General features: G+C 41.2%; 17 protein-coding genes. All 17 read left to right on the top strand.

What is annotated here, in order from left to right; genetic code table 11:
• Positions 1 to 47: 47 nt before the first annotated feature.
• The 17 genes from PCY09_RS08145 to PCY09_RS08065 all read left to right on the top strand — a co-directional run bounded on the left by PCY09_RS08145 (position 48) and on the right by PCY09_RS08065 (position 12,652).
• Entirely contained in the window at positions 48 to 407 is a 360-nt protein-coding gene (locus tag PCY09_RS08145; protein ID WP_125397378.1) for a DUF1033 family protein, read from the top strand.
• A gap of 112 nt (positions 408 to 519) precedes the next feature.
• On the top strand, positions 520 to 1,458 hold the full coding sequence (comGA, locus tag PCY09_RS08140) for a competence type IV pilus ATPase ComGA (protein WP_125397379.1): 939 nt from the start codon (positions 520 to 522) through the stop codon (positions 1,456 to 1,458).
• On the top strand, positions 1,391 to 2,425 hold the full coding sequence (gene comGB, locus PCY09_RS08135; RefSeq protein WP_125397396.1) for a competence type IV pilus assembly protein ComGB: 1,035 nt from the start codon (positions 1,391 to 1,393) through the stop codon (positions 2,423 to 2,425). Before comGA ends, comGB begins: the two co-directional genes overlap by 68 nt.
• Positions 2,422 to 2,739 carry a competence type IV pilus major pilin ComGC gene (gene comGC, locus PCY09_RS08130; protein ID WP_045634162.1) on the top strand — a complete coding sequence of 106 codons (318 nt, stop codon included), beginning with the start codon at positions 2,422 to 2,424 and terminating at the stop codon, positions 2,737 to 2,739. The genes comGB and comGC overlap by 4 nt, the downstream gene beginning before the upstream one ends.
• Complete coding sequence (gene comGD, locus PCY09_RS08125; RefSeq protein WP_125397380.1) at positions 2,699 to 3,127, top strand: competence type IV pilus minor pilin ComGD; 429 nt, start codon at positions 2,699 to 2,701, stop codon at positions 3,125 to 3,127. Before comGC ends, comGD begins: the two co-directional genes overlap by 41 nt.
• Positions 3,099 to 3,392, top strand: a complete 294-nt coding sequence (gene comGE, locus PCY09_RS08120) for a competence type IV pilus minor pilin ComGE (RefSeq protein ID WP_045634160.1) — start codon at positions 3,099 to 3,101, stop codon at positions 3,390 to 3,392. Before comGD ends, comGE begins: the two co-directional genes overlap by 29 nt.
• The gene (gene comGF, locus PCY09_RS08115; protein WP_125397381.1) at positions 3,376 to 3,813 is read left to right on the top strand and encodes a competence type IV pilus minor pilin ComGF; all 438 of its coding nucleotides are present in this window, start codon (positions 3,376 to 3,378) and stop codon (positions 3,811 to 3,813) included. The genes comGE and comGF overlap by 17 nt, the downstream gene beginning before the upstream one ends.
• Positions 3,794 to 4,225, top strand: a complete 432-nt coding sequence (gene comGG, locus PCY09_RS08110; RefSeq protein WP_227250393.1) for a competence type IV pilus minor pilin ComGG — start codon at positions 3,794 to 3,796, stop codon at positions 4,223 to 4,225. The genes comGF and comGG overlap by 20 nt, the downstream gene beginning before the upstream one ends.
• Before the next feature lie 30 nt (positions 4,226 to 4,255).
• The gene (locus PCY09_RS08105; protein WP_125397382.1) at positions 4,256 to 5,209 is read left to right on the top strand and encodes a class I SAM-dependent methyltransferase; all 954 of its coding nucleotides are present in this window, start codon (positions 4,256 to 4,258) and stop codon (positions 5,207 to 5,209) included.
• A gap of 49 nt (positions 5,210 to 5,258) precedes the next feature.
• Positions 5,259 to 6,449, top strand: coding sequence for an acetate kinase (locus PCY09_RS08100; protein WP_008810056.1), 1,191 nt, complete (start codon positions 5,259 to 5,261; stop codon positions 6,447 to 6,449).
• Between the two features lie 46 nt (positions 6,450 to 6,495).
• Positions 6,496 to 7,161 carry a CPBP family intramembrane glutamic endopeptidase gene (locus PCY09_RS08095; protein ID WP_125397383.1) on the top strand — a complete coding sequence of 222 codons (666 nt, stop codon included), beginning with the start codon at positions 6,496 to 6,498 and terminating at the stop codon, positions 7,159 to 7,161.
• A 76-nt stretch (positions 7,162 to 7,237) separates the two neighbouring features.
• Positions 7,238 to 8,203 (top strand): dihydropteroate synthase, encoded by a 966-nt coding sequence (gene folP, locus PCY09_RS08090; protein ID WP_125397384.1) that lies wholly within the window; start codon positions 7,238 to 7,240, stop codon positions 8,201 to 8,203.
• A gap of 1 nt (position 8,204) precedes the next feature.
• Complete coding sequence (locus PCY09_RS08085) at positions 8,205 to 9,539, top strand: folylpolyglutamate synthase/dihydrofolate synthase family protein (protein ID WP_185760637.1); 1,335 nt, start codon at positions 8,205 to 8,207, stop codon at positions 9,537 to 9,539.
• The gene (gene folK, locus PCY09_RS08080) at positions 9,520 to 10,332 is read left to right on the top strand and encodes a 2-amino-4-hydroxy-6-hydroxymethyldihydropteridine diphosphokinase (protein WP_301556705.1); all 813 of its coding nucleotides are present in this window, start codon (positions 9,520 to 9,522) and stop codon (positions 10,330 to 10,332) included. Before PCY09_RS08085 ends, folK begins: the two co-directional genes overlap by 20 nt.
• 100 nt (positions 10,333 to 10,432) lie before the next feature.
• Complete coding sequence (locus PCY09_RS08075; protein WP_125397385.1) at positions 10,433 to 11,140, top strand: ABC transporter ATP-binding protein; 708 nt, start codon at positions 10,433 to 10,435, stop codon at positions 11,138 to 11,140.
• Position 11,141: 1 nt separating this feature from the next.
• Positions 11,142 to 11,930 (top strand): lantibiotic ABC transporter permease, encoded by a 789-nt coding sequence (locus PCY09_RS08070; RefSeq protein ID WP_125397386.1) that lies wholly within the window; start codon positions 11,142 to 11,144, stop codon positions 11,928 to 11,930.
• Positions 11,930 to 12,652: a lantibiotic ABC transporter permease gene (locus tag PCY09_RS08065; RefSeq protein ID WP_125397387.1), complete on the top strand. Its 723-nt coding sequence runs from the start codon at positions 11,930 to 11,932 to the stop codon at positions 12,650 to 12,652. Before PCY09_RS08070 ends, PCY09_RS08065 begins: the two co-directional genes overlap by 1 nt.
• Positions 12,653 to 12,657 lie beyond the last annotated feature (5 nt).

Genomic DNA, 12,657 nt, shown 5'->3' with positions numbered 1-12,657 from the left:
ATTATCAAAGGATTTTGTATATAATATACGGTACAAAGGAAGAAAATATGTACCGAGTAGTAGAAATGTATGGGGACTTTGAACCCTGGTGGTTTTTAGACGGTTGGGAAAATGATATTATTCAAGAACAACGGTTTGAAAAATACTATGATGCTTTGAAATTCTATAAAATTCAATGGCTAAAATTAGAAACAGAATTTAAAGAATATAAGAGTCGCAGTGATTTGATGACCGTTTTTTGGAATGAAAAGGATCAGAGATGGTGTGAAGAATGTGACGAATACGTTCAGCAATATAGATCAATTATCTTGTTAGAAGATGAAAAGGTTATTCCAAAAAGCAAATACCGTCCAGGTTATGCCAAACAAAATGGGCTTGAGAAGCATCGATCATGCCGAATCAAATAAAATAAAGAAGAAAACCGATAAATTTAATCGGTTTTTTATTGTGTTTACGAATAAATAGTTGAAGAAAGGCTTGAAAAAAACTTTTCGACAAAATTTATTTAAGGGAGGTCTTATGGTTCAAAAAATTGCCCAGGCGATTGTCCGGCAAGCTAAGGAAGAGTGTGCTCAGGATATTTATTTTGTACCCAAGGATGATTGTTATGAACTTTATATGCGGATTGGTGATGAGCGACGCTTTATACAAACTTATGATTTTGACCAATTAGCTGCTGTAATTAGTCATTTTAAATTTTTAGCTGGGATGAATGTAGGAGAAAAACGTCGCAGTCAGCTGGGGTCCTGTGATTATCGCTATGATGATAAGGAAACGTCAATTCGTCTGTCGACTGTAGGTGATTATCGTGGTTATGAAAGTTTGGTCATTCGACTTTTGCATGATGAAAAGACAGAATTGAAGTTTTGGTTTACTCATTTTCCTGAGTTTAGAGAGAAGTTTAAGGATCGAGGGCTGTATCTTTTTTCGGGACCAGTAGGGAGTGGCAAGACCACTCTCATGCATCAATTAGCTCAGCTAAAATTTAAGGGTCAGCAGGTTATGTCCATTGAGGATCCTGTTGAAATCAAGCAAGAGGATATGCTTCAGCTACAGCTGAATGAAACGATTGGTCTGACTTACGAAAGTCTGATTAAGCTTTCTCTGCGTCACCGTCCGGACTTGCTCATCATTGGAGAAATTCGGGATAGTGAAACCGCTAGAGCAGTGGTTCGAGCTAGCTTGACGGGAGCTACAGTTTTTTCAACGATTCATGCTAAAAGCATTCCTGGTGTTTACGAACGCTTATTGGAATTAGGTGTTAGCGAGGAGGAGTTGAAAATTGTTTTACAGGGTATTTGCTATCAACGCTTGATTGGGGGAGGAGGTGTGATAGACTTTGCCAGCAACAACTACCAAGAACACGAGCCGACCGTCTGGAATCAGCAGATTGATCAGCTTCTTGCAGCAGGACATATCCATCCTGAGCAAGCAGAAGCAGAAAAAATTAGGAACTAGCAAGCAAAAACAGGTAATTGAACTGTTTAATAATTTATTCTCTAGTGGTTTTCATTTGGCTGAGACTGTGGATTTTTTAGGACGAAGTGCTCTTTTGGAGCAGAACTATGTTCAGCAAATGCGTCGTGGCTTAGCTAATGGACAAGCATTTTCAGAGATTATGACTGGACTTGGTTTTTCTGACGCGGTAGTAACCCAGCTGTCATTGGCTGAGCTACATGGGAATTTATCGCTTGCCTTGCTAAAAATAGAGGAATATCTGGATAATCTTGCTAAGGTAAAAAAGAAGCTAATTGAAGTAGCGACCTATCCCATGATGCTTCTTGGCTTTTTGGTATTGATTATGATGGGATTGAGAAATTACCTATTACCCCAACTCAGCAGTCAAAATTTTGCAACTCAACTCATTGGTCATTTGCCGACTATTTTTCTACTATCTGTCTTAATGTTACTTGGATTAACAGGAGCGATTTATCTGATTTTCAAAGGCCAGAAACGGATCCCTGTATACTCTTTCTTAGCTCGCCTGCCTTTTGTTGGATCCTTTGTAAAGATTTACCTAACCGCCTATTATGCGCGTGAATGGGGCAATATGATTGGACAAGGTTTGGAACTCAGTCAGATTTTCCAGATTATGCAAGAGCAACGCTCGGTTTTATTTCAGGAAATTGGCCAGGATTTGGGTCAAGCCTTGCAGAATGGTCAAGAATTTTCAGATAAAATTGCTTCTTACCCTTTTTTCAAAAAAGAATTGTCTCTAATCATCGAATATGGGGAAGTCAAATCCAAGCTGGGAAGTGAACTAGAAATTTATGCCCTTAAGACTTGGGAAGAATTTTTTGGTAGGGTCAATCGGACCATGAATCTGATTCAGCCCCTAGTCTTTGTCTTTGTAGCCTTGATGATTGTCTTACTGTATGCGGCAATGCTATTGCCCCTTTATCAAAATATGGAGGTTCATCTATGAACAAATTAAAAAATTTACGTGTGAAAGCTTTTACTCTGGTAGAAATGCTAGTCGTCCTTCTGATCATCAGTGTCCTTATGCTCTTATTCGTCCCTAATCTAACCAAGCAAAAAGAGGCCGTTTCAGATACTGGAAATGCTGCGGTTGTCAAAGTGGTTGAAAGCCAGGCTGAGCTCTATGAACTCAAAAATACAGGAGATCAAGCAACCCTCAGCAAATTAGTCGCAGCTGGGAACATTAGTCAAAAGCAAGCAGACTCTTACAAGGCTTATTATGGTAAGAACAATAGTGAGACTCAGGCAGTTGCCAATTAAGGCCTTTACAATTTTGGAGAGCCTCTTGGTCCTGATGATTAGCAGTTTTATCTTGCTGGCTTTATCAAGCTCTGTTCAAGCTACTTTTGAGCAGATTCAGGAAAAGATCTTCTTTTTAGAATTTGAGCATTTTTATCAGGAAAGTCAGAAGCTTAGCGTATCTTCTCAGAGAAAGCTGGTGCTAGAAATCTCAAACCAAGAGATTTCAAACGGCTATGCTCGTCTTCCAATTCCTAAAGGAATCCAAGCACCTGAATCTACACAGATCTATTTTGATAAGGCTGGAGGTAATTCTTCACTCAGTAAAGTTCAGTTTCAAACCAAGGAAGGACTGGTGACCTATCAACTCTATATTGGAAATGGCAAATTTAAGAAAACGACAAATTAAAGGGACCATCTTACTGGAAGCCTTACTGGCTTTGGGAGTTTTTGCTGTAATTGCAAGCTTGTTACTAGGTCAAATCACGCAATCACGCAAAGAAGCAGCTGCCATTTTAGAAAAAGAGGAGGTCCTGCGGGTGGCCCAGATGGCCCTCCAAACAGGGCAGGACCATCTTTCCTTAAATGGTATTGAAATTCGTATCCAGAGAACGAAGGATCAGATTCGAGTGTTCCATCAGGGAGAGGAGTTGATTGATGTTGAAAAAAGGTAAAGTAGGAGCTTTTACCTTGCTGGAAGCCTTAGTAGCCCTCTTGGTCATCAGTGGTGGCCTCTTGGTTTTTCAAGCTATGACTAAGCTTCTAGCCAGCGAAATTCAGCTTCAAGAGCAGACTAAGGCTAAGGAATGGCTCTTGTTTGCGGACCAGCTAGATGTAGAACTATCTCGTAGCCATTTTGAAAAGGTTGAGCAAAACAAGCTTTATGTTAAACAAGATGGTAAGTCGATTGCCTTTGGTAAGTCTAAAAGCGATGATTTTCGAAAGACGGATGCGAATGGCCGTGGTTATCAACCCATGATTTATGGCTTAGAAGCTGCTCAAATACATAAAGAAGGTCAGATAGTTCATTTGCTTTTGCAGTTTAAGGACGGCCTAGAAAGAGAGTACATCTATCGTGTTGAAGAAGAACATTAAGGCTGGGGTCATGCTCTATGCTCTGCTTATGGCTGCGGTTTTTAGTCTGCTTTTGCAGTTTTATCTCAATCGTCAGACGGCCCATCAGCGTAATCTTTTAGCCCAGCAAGAAAGACAGGAGGCTTACGCTATAGCCTTGCTGACAAAAGACCAGAAGCTAGCTGATAGTGGACAATTTTCTTTTAATAAAGGCCAAAGTCAATACCAGAAAGAAAAGGGCCAGTTGGTTGTCAATGTAGTGATCTCTGATCGGACTTACGACTTTACCTTTGCTATCAAGGAGCCATCAGTCAGGTTGGATAAGGATCAGGATAAAGATAAAAAGTCTGAACTGGAAAAAGAAGAAAAAAAAGAAGCAGAGCCTGCCCGTGAAAAAGAGGAAGCCAAAGACGATAATGGCAAAAAAGATTAAATTTTGATAAGATAAGGAGCGGAGGAAACTATGAATTTTGAAAAAATTGAAGAAGCCTATACGCTCCTTTTAGAAAATGTCCAAGTCATTCAAAACAAGCTTTCAACTAATTTTTATGATGCCTTAATCGAGCAAAACGGTATCTATTTGGATGGACAAACGGACTTAGAAATCGTTAAAAAGAATCATCAGACCTTGAAGAGCCTAAAGCTAAGCAGAGAAGAATGGCGCAGAGCCTATCAGTTCATTCTGATGAAGGCTTCTCAGACGGAGCCTTTGCAAGCCAATCATCAGTTCACACCAGATGCCATTGGTTTTCTGCTGATTTTTATCATCGACCAGCTGATGGTAGCATCAGATATTACTCTTCTTGAGATGGGAAGTGGAACCGGAAATCTTGCAGAGACAATCCTGAACAATAGTCAGAAAGAGATTGATTATCTAGGATTAGAGATCGATGATTTACTGATTGATCTATCTGCTAGTATTGCAGAAGTGATGGGTTCAAAGGCACATTTTGCCCAGGGAGATGCTGTGCGCCCTCAAGTTCTAAAAGAGAGCGACTTGATTATCAGCGATCTGCCTGTCGGCTACTATCCGGATGATCAGATTGCCAGTCGCTATCAGGTAGCCAGTCAGACAGAGCACACCTATGCTCATCATCTGTTGATGGAGCAGGCATTAAAGTATTTAAAGGTTGATGGCTATGCGATCTTCTTAGCTCCTAATCACCTCTTAACCAGCCCGCAGAGCGACTTGCTTAAATCCTGGCTCAAAGACAATGCCAGCTTAGTAGCAATGATTGCATTGCCAGAAAAACTCTTTGCATCAGTCTCTCAGGCTAAGACGGTTTTTGTTCTGCAAAAACAAAAAAATATAAAATCAGAACCTTTTGTCTATGCATTGGCAGATCTACAAAATCATGAAGAAATTACTCGCTTCCGCGAAAGTTTTCAAAAATGGCGCAAAGTTAGTGAAAACTGATCAAAATTCTGGTATAATGAGAACTGAAAACGCTTAAAAGAGGTAAATTATGTCTAAAACAATCGCAATAAATGCAGGAAGTTCTAGTTTAAAATGGCAGCTCTACTTGATGCCAGAAGAAAAAGTATTAGCTAAAGGTTTAATTGAGCGAATTGGACTGAAAGATTCCATTTCAACGGTAAAATTTGATGGTCGTACTGAGAAACAGGTGCTTGATATTACTGACCATACTCAAGCTGTAAAGATTTTGTTAGACGATTTGATGCGTTTTAATATTATTGCGTCTTTCGATGAGATTACAGGAGTAGGCCACCGTGTCGTTGCGGGTGGTGAGTATTTCAAAGATTCTGCTCTAGTTGACGAAGAGGTCATTCAAAAAGTTGAAGAACTATCTCTCTTGGCACCTCTTCATAATCCAGCAAATGCCGCAGGGATTCGTGCTTTTAAGGAACTTTTGCCTGACATTACAAGTGTGGTAGTGTTTGATACTTCTTTCCATACGACTATGCCAGAAAAAGCTTATCGTTATCCATTGCCAACGAAATATTATACGGAAAACAAGGTACGTAAATATGGCGCACATGGTACTAGCCATGAGTATGTAGCACATGAAGCAGCTAAACTTTTGGGCAAACCGATTGAGGAGTTGAAACTTATCACCTGTCATATTGGTAATGGTGCTTCTATTACGGCTGTTGATAAAGGTTTGTCTGTTGATACTTCTATGGGCTTCACACCTCTGGGTGGTGTCATGATGGGAACGCGGACTGGTGATATTGATCCTGCAATAATTCCTTATCTCATGAAACATACAGATGATTTTAAAACTCCCGAAGATATCAGCCGAATTTTGAATCGTGAATCTGGTTTACTTGGGGTTTCCGAGAAATCAAGCGATATGCGTGATATTCATGAAGCGATGCGGGCAGGTGATGCCAAGGCTCAATTAGCTAACGACATTTTTGTAGACCGAATTCAAAAATACATTGGTCAGTATCTTGCCGTTTTGAATGGAGCGGATGCCATCATCTTTACCGCAGGAATTGGCGAAAATTCTGTGACTATTCGTAGACTGGTCATTGAAGGAATTTCTTGGTTTGGTTGTGATATTGATCCAGAAAAGAATGTCTTTGGGCAATATGGGGATATCTCGACACCAGAAGCCAAGGTCAGAGTGTTAGTTATTCCAACAGACGAAGAGTTAGTCATTGCGCGTGATGTAGAACGTTTTAAAAAATAATAGGGGGCAAGGCGTTAGCCTCCCTTTTTTATAGATTGGGAAAGAAATGGAATTCTATTTAAAAAAACTAAAATATTGTTTAATTGTGTTGGTGATAGTGGTCTTGACACAAGTTCCTTTCATTGCAATGAGGTATTTAGAAGACAAACAATCACCAATTAGTGTAGGTGGAATAATCATCCTGTACCTATTTATTATTCTTTTAACGCTCTTTCTTGCTAAAAGAGAAGGAATCCTCACATTTGATTTCAGCTTTTTTAGTTGGTCTTCAGTGGGACTTTTGGCCTTATCTTATTTCCTATCAATTCTCATCGGTGCTTTAGGGTTTATTGTCATGAGATTGGAAGGGGGCTCGCTTATTCCTCGTAATCAAGAGAGAATTCAAGAGGCGATGAGCGAGATCCCACAGATTGTCATGATTATCGCAACGGTGATTGGAGCTCCAGTTCTAGAGGAAGTCATTTTTCGTGGCTTTATTCCCAAGAAACTCTTTCCTAAGCATCAACTGGTGGGATTTGTGATAGGTGCGATACTTTTTGGCCTTTTCCATGGTCCGACTAATATTGGTAGTTTTATCGTTTATGGAGGAATGGGAGCAGTCTTTGCCTATGTAGCCTATACGACAGAAAGGTTAGAAATGTCTATTATGGCCCATATGCTTCGAAATGGAATTGCCATATTCCTCATGTTATTTGCAAATAATCAAGCCTGACGAGAAATTTTCTCGTCTTTTTTCTGAGGAAAATATGATAAAATGTTAGTAATTAAGAATTAGTGAGAGAAATAAGATGGCTCAAAAAAAGATAGATGTTAGAAGACTCGTCCCAGACGGTAAGACAGGTTTGTGCGGGATTCTTAATGTAACCCCAGATTCTTTTTCAGATGGTGGAAAATATAACACTGTAGAATTTGCTTTAGAGCAAGCTCAGTATCTGATTCAAGAAGGTGCCCAGATGTTGGACATTGGTGGGGAGTCTACGAGACCCGGTAGCCATTATATTGAGATTGAAGAAGAAATTGAACGAGTGGTTCCAGTGATTGAGGCTATTCGTAAGCAAAGTGATGTCTTGATTTCAGTCGATACTTGGAAAGCGCCCGTAGCAAAAGCAGCCCTGGCAGCGGGTGCAGATATAATTAATGATATCACCGGATTTTTAGGTGATGAAGGAATGGCGCAAGTGGTGGCTGAGTCTTCTGCGGGAGCTATTCTGATGTTCAATCCAGTTATGGCTCGACCTCACCATTCTAGCTCATTGATCTTTCCCAAGTTTGGCTTTCAAGATGTTTTCACGGACCAAGAATTATCAAGATTTACGCATTCAGAAATTGTAGATTTGATGTGGGCCTTTTTTGATAAATCCTTGGCTAGAGCAAAAGTGGCAGGAATAGAGAAGAACAGCCTCATGCTGGATCCGGGTATCGGTTTTGGTCTTACTAAACGAGAAAACCTAATTCTGTTACAGCATCTGGAAGATATTCATCGGGCTGGTTTTCCAATCTTTCTTGGCGTTTCTCGCAAGCGCTTTGTTGTGAATATTCTGGAAGATGCAGGCATTGAGGTTGATCCAAAGACAGATTTGGGCTACCAAAATCGTGATATAGCCTCTAGTCATTTGACCAGTATTGCAGCCAGTCAAGGAGTAGAAATGCTACGAGTTCATGATATTCCTTATCATAAAATGGCGGTGGAGATTGGTGATGCAATTCGTTTAGCTAACCGCGCTGAAGATTTAACCTTGGGACAATACAAATAAGATGATAGATAGAAACGAAAAACCAGACTTGAGTTGGATTGCAAACTATCGGACGGATACTCCGAACTTTGGCTTAGAACGAATGGAAGCCATGCTGGCTTATCGAGGAAATCCTCATAAGCAACTTTCAGTCATTCATATAGCAGGAACCAATGGCAAGGGGTCAACGATTGCGACTCTTCGAGAACTTCTTCAGTTAAGAGGATTACGAGTTGGAACCTTTACCTCTCCGTATATTGTTTCTTATAATGAGCAAATTGCTATAAACGGACAGGCTATTTCTAATCAAAAGTTGAACCAGCTCTTGCAGATTTATAAAGATTTGTTTGTCCATCAAGGACATCATTCGGCTTTCAAGGGTGTGACTGAGTTTGAAATTATCACGGCCCTGGCCTATGATTATTTTGCTCAGGAAGAAGTGGATGTGGCGATCATTGAGGTCGGTATGGGCGGACTTCTAGACTCGACAAATGTTTGTCAGCCGGATCTTACTGCGATTAGTACGATTGGTTTGGATCATATGGCTCTTTTGGGGTCCACCCTTGGGGAAATAGCAGAGCAGAAAGCTGGAATCATCAAGACTTCAATTCCAATAGTCACTGGTAAGATTGATAGGGCAGCCCTGGAAGTTATCCAGAGCGTGGCAACAAGTAAACAGGCTTCAACATATTTGTATGGACTGGCCTATCAGGTTGACTGGCTCAGAAGCGAAGAAACTGGCGAAGTCTTTTCACTGGAAAATGAATGGCGAGAGTCCAGTATTTACCAAACATCACTCCTAGGATCTTATCAAACAGATAATGCTGCCTTGGCTATTGAGATTTGTGATCTATACTGCCAACAAAAGGGCTTGTCTCTTCTGACAAAGGAAGAAATCGACCGTGGTCTTCTAGCAGTTGCCTGGCCAGCTAGGATGGAAAAAATTTTGGAGCAACCTCTGATTTTTTTAGATGGGGCCCATAATCCGCATGCTTTGAGTCCTCTACTAGCTTCCTTCCAAGAACGCTTTGCTTCAAAAGATAAGAAGATTTTATTTACCTGTATTCGGACCAAAGCACTAGATGAGATGTTGCAGTTGTTTGCTCAAGCAGATGTATCTGTCACATTGACATCCTTTGCGGATGAGCGAGCAGTTTCTGAAGAGGAAATGAAGAGACAAGCCTTCCAAACGGGGATAACCTATCAACCTTGGCAGCAGTATGTAGATAGCTATTTACAAGATGCGCATAAGGATCAAGAGGTGCTTCTGATTACTGGCTCCTTATATTTTTTAGCTCAAGTTAGAGCCTATATATTGACAAAGAAAGAGGAAATAGATGGATCAGCTAAGGATTAAAGATTTGGAAGTGTATGCTTATCACGGTCTGTTTGGAGCGGAGAAGGAATTGGGCCAGTGTTTTGTGCTGGATCTGATTTTGGATTATGATATGACTCGGGCTGCTAAAACTGGTGATCTGACAGCTTCTATCCACTATGGAGAATTGGCTCAGGATTTGACCCACTGGTGTCAGGAAAGCAAGGAAGACTTGATTGAGACGCTGGCTTACAAACTGATTGATCGGATTTTTCTGACTCACCCTTTAGTGCAGAAGGTCAGCTTGGAGGTCAAGAAACCTTGGGCTCCTGTTCCTCTGCCTTTGGACACATGCTCAGTCAAGTTAGTACGTCAAAAGCGGAAAGCATTTATCGCTTTGGGAAGCAACCAGGGCAGTCCATCTGCCAATCTGGATGCAGCTCTGGAAAAAATGGCAGAGCAAAATATAAGAATTTTGCAGGTATCAAGTCGTATCGAAACAGAGCCTTGGGGTGGCGTTGAGCAGGATTCGTTTCTCAATCAAGTTGTTGAAGTTGAAACCTGGCTCAATCCTGAGGAGTTGATGCAGACGCTCTTGGCTATTGAAGCGGATTTAGGACGCGTGCGAGAGATCAAATGGGGACCGCGCGTGATTGATCTGGATATCCTTTACATAGGACAAGAAGAGATATACAGTCCAAACTTGATTGTTCCTCATCCTTATGTGGCTGAGCGAGCTTTTGTCTTGCAATCTCTGGTGGAAATCGCTCCGCATTTTGTAGATCCCGTTCAGAAAAAAAGTATCCGCAAGCTCTGGAGCGAAGTGGAAAAGTAAACTCAAAAACTTGTCATTTAAGGCAAGTTTTTTTTCTTGTCTGATTTTCTTCTGAACTTGCCATTGTAAAATAAGGTCAAATAAAGAAAAGGAGTTCAATATGGAACATATTGTAAAAATTGATCGTGTTTCTAAAAAATATGGAGACAAGCAAATTTTAAAGGATATCTCTTTTACAGCTAGGAGTGGTCGCATTACGGCTTTTCTAGGACATAATGGTGCAGGAAAAAGCTCGACCTTGAGGATTCTCTTGGGCTTAGATCGGGCGACAGCAGGAACTGCGACTTTTGATGGACAAACCTATCAGTCAATGATTTATCCTCTCAAAACAGTAGGTGCAGCTTTTGACGGTATTGGCGGTCTGCCAAATAGAAAGGTTTACGACCATCTGCATATTATTGCTGCAAGTAATGCCATTCCAAAGTTTCGGATTGATGAGGTATTGGAGATGACTGGGATCGCTCATAAGAAAAAGGATTTCTTATCAAGCTTGTCTCTAGGAGAGGGGCAACGCCTGGGGTTGGCAGTAGCTTTACTAGGTGATCCTCAGTTTCTAATATTAGATGAGCCGACCAATGGCTTGGATCCAAGTGGAATTAAGTGGTTTAGAAGGTTTATTCGCAAGCAGGCTGATTTAGGGAAAACAGTCCTTCTATCCTCTCATATCCTGTCCGAGGTACAAATGGTAACAGACGATGTAGTCTTGATTCATCATGGGCAAATTATCGAACAGGGAACGCTAGAAGATGTATTACAAGGAACAGATAGTTTAGAAGAGCTCTTCTTCGACTTAACAGAGGAGGTTTAAGATGAAAGAGACGATGTCCTTATTGCATTCAGAGTGGTTGAAAATCCAATCAACCAAGGCTTTCAGGGTAAGTGTGGTCTTTATGCTGTTATTGGTACCTGTTGTGTCATGGCTAGAGGGACGCCAGTATCTGTCTATCGGTTTAGATGCGACCCCTGAGACGGTTCCCGGTCTGGCAGAAGCTATTGATCCGCTGGAATATCTAGGTCTTAATGGCGCTTCAATGGGTGGTATGGTTTTAGTCATCTTAGCTGGAATTTTGGGAGCAATGGAATTTCAGTCTCATAGCTTGCGAACCAGTCTATTGGCCTGTAATAACCGCCTGAAGCTACTTGTGGGGAAAATATTGACCTTTGGTTTGTTTTCACTCATCATTAGCTTATTATCCATTTATTTGAGCTATATTGTCATGCACTTGGCTTTAGGAAAAGAAGGGCTACATCCAATTTTACTTAATCAAGCTGCCTGGAGTCATCTTTTATGGAAGGCACTAGCTACTGCATTGCTAGGTCTCCTGTCCTTTTTATTGGGGTTGCTTGGGCGGACGATGTTGCTTCCCTTACTCTTTCTTGTGCCCCAGATCTATAATCTGGGAAACTACCTAGCTACCCACACGAGTTGGGGAGCTTATTTGCCACAGCCAGCAGGAGAGTTATTTGTTGCAACGCCGACTTCTCAATATGCCAATAATCCCTTGCAAGGACTCTTGATACTAAGCGTATGGTTGCTAATCATCGGCGGCATGGCCTCTCTGCGCTTTTTGAAGACGGATTTAGGAGGACGCTACTGATGATAATAGCTCTGCTTAAAAGTGAATGGATTAAGTTTCGTTCTTACTATCTCGCTCTTGGTGCAGCCTTGGTAGCTCTAGTAGCTGTTCCATTTTTTCTGATGAATCTTGACTACAGTCAGACAGCAGTTGGCCAGGCAAAGGCTCTGAGTGAGGCTTTGCATGCTCTCTATCTGGCACAGCCTGTTGTCGTTATCTTCACTTCGCTCTATTTTGCGCAAGAGTTTGTCAAGTCAGGGATGCGAACGAATTTTTTAGCTGTATCAAATAGAAAAGTTTGGTTGGCTGTGAAAATCTTATTTTTGAGCTTGTTGCTCTTGGTTCTCTATAGTATCATTATAAGCAGCTGTTTCTTTGTTATGTTAGCTCGGTTTGACCTAGACTTTAGCTGGTCCTTACTAGGGAAATTCCTTTATTACAGCCTTTTTGGTCTTCTCAGCAATCTTTTTCTGGCTCTTTTGGCTGCCGGCCTCGCTTTGCTATTTCAATCTTGGATTGTGCCGGTATCGGTGCTCTTTCCTCTCTTGATTGGTCTCAGCCGTTTATTAGCAACCTTCATCAAAGAAGCAAAATACCTGCCCGATCTGGCTACCCTAAATCTTTTTGAGTATGAAGGGCTTCAGCATTCAATAGATCTATCAGGGCTGGGAGTACAGATGATATGGTTAGCTTTGGTTTGGGGCTCTGCTATATTCTTAACCTTGAAACGAGATGTTCGCTAGAGGTA

It is taken from the genome of Streptococcus sp. SG2 (assembly GCF_030439925.1).
GTDB classification, from domain to species: Bacteria; Bacillota; Bacilli; order Lactobacillales; family Streptococcaceae; genus Streptococcus; species Streptococcus gordonii.
Note: the sequence above shows the minus strand (reverse complement) of the source record. Positions and strands in the feature narration are given on the sequence as shown.

What these genes read in the sequence shown, in the direction of transcription:
- PCY09_RS08065 (WP_125397387.1), top strand. Translation starts at nt 11,930, where the DNA reads ATGATAATAGCTCTGCTTAAAAGTGAATGGATTAAGTTTCGTTCTTAC.
- folK (WP_301556705.1), top strand. Translation starts at nt 9,520, where the DNA reads ATGGATCAGCTAAGGATTAAAGATTTGGAAGTGTATGCTTATCACGGT.
- PCY09_RS08105 (WP_125397382.1), top strand. Translation starts at nt 4,256, where the DNA reads ATGAATTTTGAAAAAATTGAAGAAGCCTATACGCTCCTTTTAGAAAAT.
- PCY09_RS08085 (WP_185760637.1), top strand. Translation starts at nt 8,205, where the DNA reads ATGATAGATAGAAACGAAAAACCAGACTTGAGTTGGATTGCAAACTAT.
- PCY09_RS08100 (WP_008810056.1), top strand. Translation starts at nt 5,259, where the DNA reads ATGTCTAAAACAATCGCAATAAATGCAGGAAGTTCTAGTTTAAAATGG.
- comGE (WP_045634160.1), top strand. Translation starts at nt 3,099, where the DNA reads ATGGCAAATTTAAGAAAACGACAAATTAAAGGGACCATCTTACTGGAA.
- PCY09_RS08095 (WP_125397383.1), top strand. Translation starts at nt 6,496, where the DNA reads ATGGAATTCTATTTAAAAAAACTAAAATATTGTTTAATTGTGTTGGTG.
- comGC (WP_045634162.1), top strand. Translation starts at nt 2,422, where the DNA reads ATGAACAAATTAAAAAATTTACGTGTGAAAGCTTTTACTCTGGTAGAA.
- comGD (WP_125397380.1), top strand. Translation starts at nt 2,699, where the DNA reads ATGGTAAGAACAATAGTGAGACTCAGGCAGTTGCCAATTAAGGCCTTT.
- folP (WP_125397384.1), top strand. Translation starts at nt 7,238, where the DNA reads ATGGCTCAAAAAAAGATAGATGTTAGAAGACTCGTCCCAGACGGTAAG.
- comGF (WP_125397381.1), top strand. Translation starts at nt 3,376, where the DNA reads ATGTTGAAAAAAGGTAAAGTAGGAGCTTTTACCTTGCTGGAAGCCTTA.
- PCY09_RS08070 (WP_125397386.1), top strand. Translation starts at nt 11,142, where the DNA reads ATGAAAGAGACGATGTCCTTATTGCATTCAGAGTGGTTGAAAATCCAA.
- comGA (WP_125397379.1), top strand. Translation starts at nt 520, where the DNA reads ATGGTTCAAAAAATTGCCCAGGCGATTGTCCGGCAAGCTAAGGAAGAG.
- PCY09_RS08075 (WP_125397385.1), top strand. Translation starts at nt 10,433, where the DNA reads ATGGAACATATTGTAAAAATTGATCGTGTTTCTAAAAAATATGGAGAC.
- PCY09_RS08145 (WP_125397378.1), top strand. Translation starts at nt 48, where the DNA reads ATGTACCGAGTAGTAGAAATGTATGGGGACTTTGAACCCTGGTGGTTT.